Here is a 4,051-nt window from a genome sequence, read left to right on the forward strand (position 1 = left end):
AGAAAATATATTTTTAGAAAATATATTTAATCAACCAAATCTAAACGTATATTATACTCTCTATTGGTATAAATAAAGTTATACAGGTTCCAATTCGTAATTTACTACTTACTTCTAGCTTAGCATTATATAAATCTTTATACTGAGAATTTGAAGTTGAAATTGAGCCACAGTTCTCTTGATTAAGTATCTGTAATACTTGTGCCTCACTCATGCCAACACCATCATCTTCTATTTTCATTACTATTTTCTCTATATCCCGCTTAATAATAAAGGTTAATGTTCCTCCATTACTTTTTTTTAAAATTCCATGGCTAATTGCGTTTTCTATTAAGTTATATAAAGAATTTTTAGGAATTAAAAAATTTATATCTTTTTCAATATCGTACACAATCTTTAACTTATCGCCAAATCTAACCTTTTGAATATACAAATAAGATTTTATACACTCCATTTCATCACGCAAAAGAACAACTCCATCTGATACATCAAAATTGAATCTTAAATAGCTACTAAGTTCTAAAACAACTTTCCTAGCTTCTTCTGAATTTTCCCTACAAAGCGATAATATGCTATTTAACGTATTAAAAAGGAAATGTTGATTTATTGTGATTCCCTTTTGATTAAGTTTCTTATCAGCTTCAATATTATTTAATTTATTTTTTTTAGTTACTATCACTAATTTTTTCTCCTTTTAAACATTTATTCCACATATTATGATTCATCATGATCGCATTTAAAATATATACCTTATTGTTTACTATGTATATCGTTAAGTTTTCTATAAACCTTAGTGAAATGAGATTTATCTTTAACTATATATAAATATTATTAAATTTTTATATAATTTGTATTAGTAATAGGTTATATTGGTGTAACTTGCATAAAACTTTAATCTTTGCACTTTAACCACTGGACATTTTATGATTATTAATTTACTATTAATTAATAAAGTTAAATTAATTTTTAAAAAATATAGAGGAGGTTTTCAATTATGGCAGCTGCACATTCGTTTGACATAGTATCAGATGTAGATATGCAAGAAGTAGACAATGCAATAAACCAAGCATTAAAAGAAATCAAACAGAGATATGATTTTAAAAACACTATTACTGAAATCAATTTAGGGAAAGAAGATATTAAAATAATATCCGATGATGATTTTAAATTAAAATCAGTTATAGAAGTCCTTGTAAGTAAATTAATTAAAAGAGGTATATCTGGAAAAGCATTAGACCTAGGTAAGCAAGATGAAGCTACTTTAGGTTCTGCAAGACAAACCGCTAAAATTATAAAAGGTATTTCTACGGAAAAAGCTAAAAAAATAATTGCAGAAATTAAAGCCACTAAAATCAAAGTTCAAGCACAAATTATGGATAACCAATTAAGGATTACTGGTAAGGACCTTGATGATTTGCAAGAAGTAATGGCGCTTGTAAAATCAAAAGATTTTGGAATTGCTCTACAATTCACTAATTATAGATAGATCTTTCTTTAATAGAAAATTATATATATTAAAAAAAGGTTAGTACAGTTAAAACTGTACTAACCTTTTTTAAATCATATAAATTTAGTAATATTTCATTTTATTTCACTATATTTTATACTATATAGTGTTTTATTCAAAATACACAAAATACAAAGCATTATAAATATTGTATTTTATTAAAAAAGTATGTATAATATAAAAGGTATTATAATACTGTTTAAAATGACAGTGTATAATAGTCTTTTTGCATAATACGTAAATGTTTGTTAATTTTTATCATTATTATTAAATTATTATTAAATATTTTAATAAACCTATTGACGTTTTATGTTATATTTGCTACAATTTAATTATAAATAAGTCGAATGATGTTTGAGGAGGAAATTATATGAAATCAACAGGTATTGTAAGAAAAGTGGACGAACTTGGAAGAATAGTTATTCCTATAGAATTAAGAAGAACTTTGGATATAGATATCAAGGATGCTTTAGAAATCTATGTAGATGGTGAACAAATCATTCTTAAAAAATATGAGCCAGCTTGTATTTTCTGTCAAAATGCTAGAGACGTTGTAAACTACAAAGGCAAAAATATTTGCAAAGATTGTCTTGCTGAATTAGGTTCAGGCAAATAGTTTAAGATAATTTTTTCTTAATTTAACTATTACATGCAAGTCTAATAACTAAAAGAGATATCCTTTTTAAGGATATCTCTTTTAGTTATGTTTTTAACCTAAAATCACTACAACATTTTGAGCAAGTTATAACAATTTTACCCTTTCCCCTTGGTACTCTTAACTTTTGCTTACATTTAGGACAACTAGTTATTATATAATCTCTTTTTTCTTTTAATTTATCAATAGGTTTATATTTTTTAATTTTGTTGTTAAATAATTTCAAACTTTGTTTGAAATTATTTATCTTCCTATAAATATTTCCTTCCATATTTTCAAAAACAAATTTTTCATTATTTCTTCCATGTATATTAGTCGACTTGCTCCTCCATATTGAATATAAAATAAGTGCTATTCCTAATATCCATGCATACCCAGTTACAACCAACAATATTCCTACCATTAATGTTATTTTTGATAATCTATCCCAGCCATAAAATATTCTAGCCAACTTAACATGCATTTTTACTATTCCTCCTATTTCTTTCTGAAGTAGATAACAATTCAAAACTACTATCTCCCTTGTTGTTCTTATCTTATCTTTTATTTTAGCACTATAAACCACAAATCATTATTAACTTTCTGTAAAAATTACTTGAATCATCACCTGTGGTGCTGTGATAATAAATAATTTGCACTCAAATAAATTATTAAAATATATTATTAAAAAGCCGATTTATATGTTTGAAATACCATATTTTATATGTTTTGTCGAATACGCATATCTATTTTCATTTTAATGTTCATCATATTAAATTTTTTTAAAAAACATATTGACTATTTGTGTTATTCGTGTTATTCTTTAACTAAGAAATAGGTCGAAACTTATCAGTCTAATAAATACAAAATAAAACTTATTTCGACATAAGGTAATAAAATCAAAATCCCCAAAAGATAAAAGGAAACTATTTATATCTTTTATTTAGCAGATATTGTGATTATTCGTTCTAATGTTCAAGCTAATAAACAAAGATTTATTATCGTATTCATGGATATAAATATTTTATGTAGATGTATTTGTCGCAGTTGTTATTAAATTTAGTTTCCTTTCTTTATCCCCCCCCATTATTTATAGAAATAAAACTTGAGCAAATGCTCAAGTTTTTTTATTTTATAGGAAACAGCTCGTAAAAAGCAATGCGGGTAACATTTTTATAGATTATAGAGCCTCATAACTATACAGGTAGTTTCTAAGCTAAGGTTTTATAACAAGTGTTTTTATGCGTAAAAAAAGTATATATTACGTATAATGCATTTGAACAAGCTTTAGAACTTCTTATTTTATTTTTAATTAAGGTGCGTTAAGAAAAATATATGTTTGAGCGAAAGCGAGTTTATATTTTTTAGCAAATTAATTAAAAATAAAGTTAGTAGTTCTTAGCGAAGTGAACGCATTAGTCGTATTGCAATACGCGTAATATATACTTTTTTTATTTTATTTCCAAAATTCCCAAACCTCATTTTTGACATGAGTATTATTATTTATTATATGATAATTTTCCCATTCCTTTGGAAATAGCCGTATATATCTTTGTTTAAGAAATCTATCATCTATTAAGAGCACAGTCCCTCTATCTTCCTCTGTTCTAATTACTCTTCCCGCTGCCTGTAGAACTTTATTCATACCTGGGTACATATAAGAATATTCATAACCAAGATGGCTCTTATTATCATAATACTCTTTAATAATTTCTCTTTCAAAACAAATCATCGGATGCCCTACACCTATTATTATTGCACCAATTAAACTATCACCTTTTAAATCTATACCTTCCGAGAATATGCCCCCGAGTACTCCAAATCCTAAAATATTATCATCACTTTGACTACTAAAGTTTTTCAAAAAAGCTTCTCTCTCGTCTTCAGTCATAAAATTAGTTTGAATTTTC

General features: G+C 25.7%; 5 protein-coding genes. 2 read left to right on the plus strand and 3 right to left on the minus strand.

Annotated elements, in window-relative coordinates; genetic code table 11:
• Window positions 1–40: 40 nt before the first annotated feature.
• Window positions 41–679: a histidine kinase gene (locus tag JJE11_RS15965; protein ID WP_291637397.1), complete on the minus strand. Its 639-nt coding sequence runs from the start codon at window positions 677–679 to the stop codon at window positions 41–43.
• 315 nt (window positions 680–994) lie between these two features.
• Between JJE11_RS15965 and JJE11_RS15970 the strand changes: the two genes are divergently transcribed.
• Both JJE11_RS15970 and JJE11_RS15975 read left to right on the plus strand, forming a co-directional pair.
• A complete protein-coding gene (locus JJE11_RS15970) occupies window positions 995–1,486 on the plus strand; it encodes a YajQ family cyclic di-GMP-binding protein (RefSeq protein ID WP_291637400.1) in 492 nt (163 codons plus the stop codon).
• A gap of 391 nt (window positions 1,487–1,877) precedes the next feature.
• Window positions 1,878–2,123 carry an AbrB/MazE/SpoVT family DNA-binding domain-containing protein gene (locus JJE11_RS15975; protein WP_125004371.1) on the plus strand — a complete coding sequence of 82 codons (246 nt, stop codon included), beginning with the start codon at window positions 1,878–1,880 and terminating at the stop codon, window positions 2,121–2,123.
• 85 nt (window positions 2,124–2,208) lie between these two features.
• Here JJE11_RS15975 and JJE11_RS15980 read toward each other — a convergent pair whose 3' ends face one another.
• On the minus strand, window positions 2,209–2,625 hold the full coding sequence (locus JJE11_RS15980; protein WP_291637405.1) for a hypothetical protein: 417 nt from the start codon (window positions 2,623–2,625) through the stop codon (window positions 2,209–2,211).
• Window positions 2,626–3,597: 972 nt separating this feature from the next.
• On the minus strand, window positions 3,598–4,051 hold a 454-nt coding region (locus JJE11_RS15985), incomplete at its 5' end, for a helicase C-terminal domain-containing protein (RefSeq protein WP_291637406.1).

Source organism: Clostridium sp. (assembly GCF_016650095.1).
GTDB lineage: Bacteria > Bacillota > Clostridia > Clostridiales > Clostridiaceae > Clostridium_AD.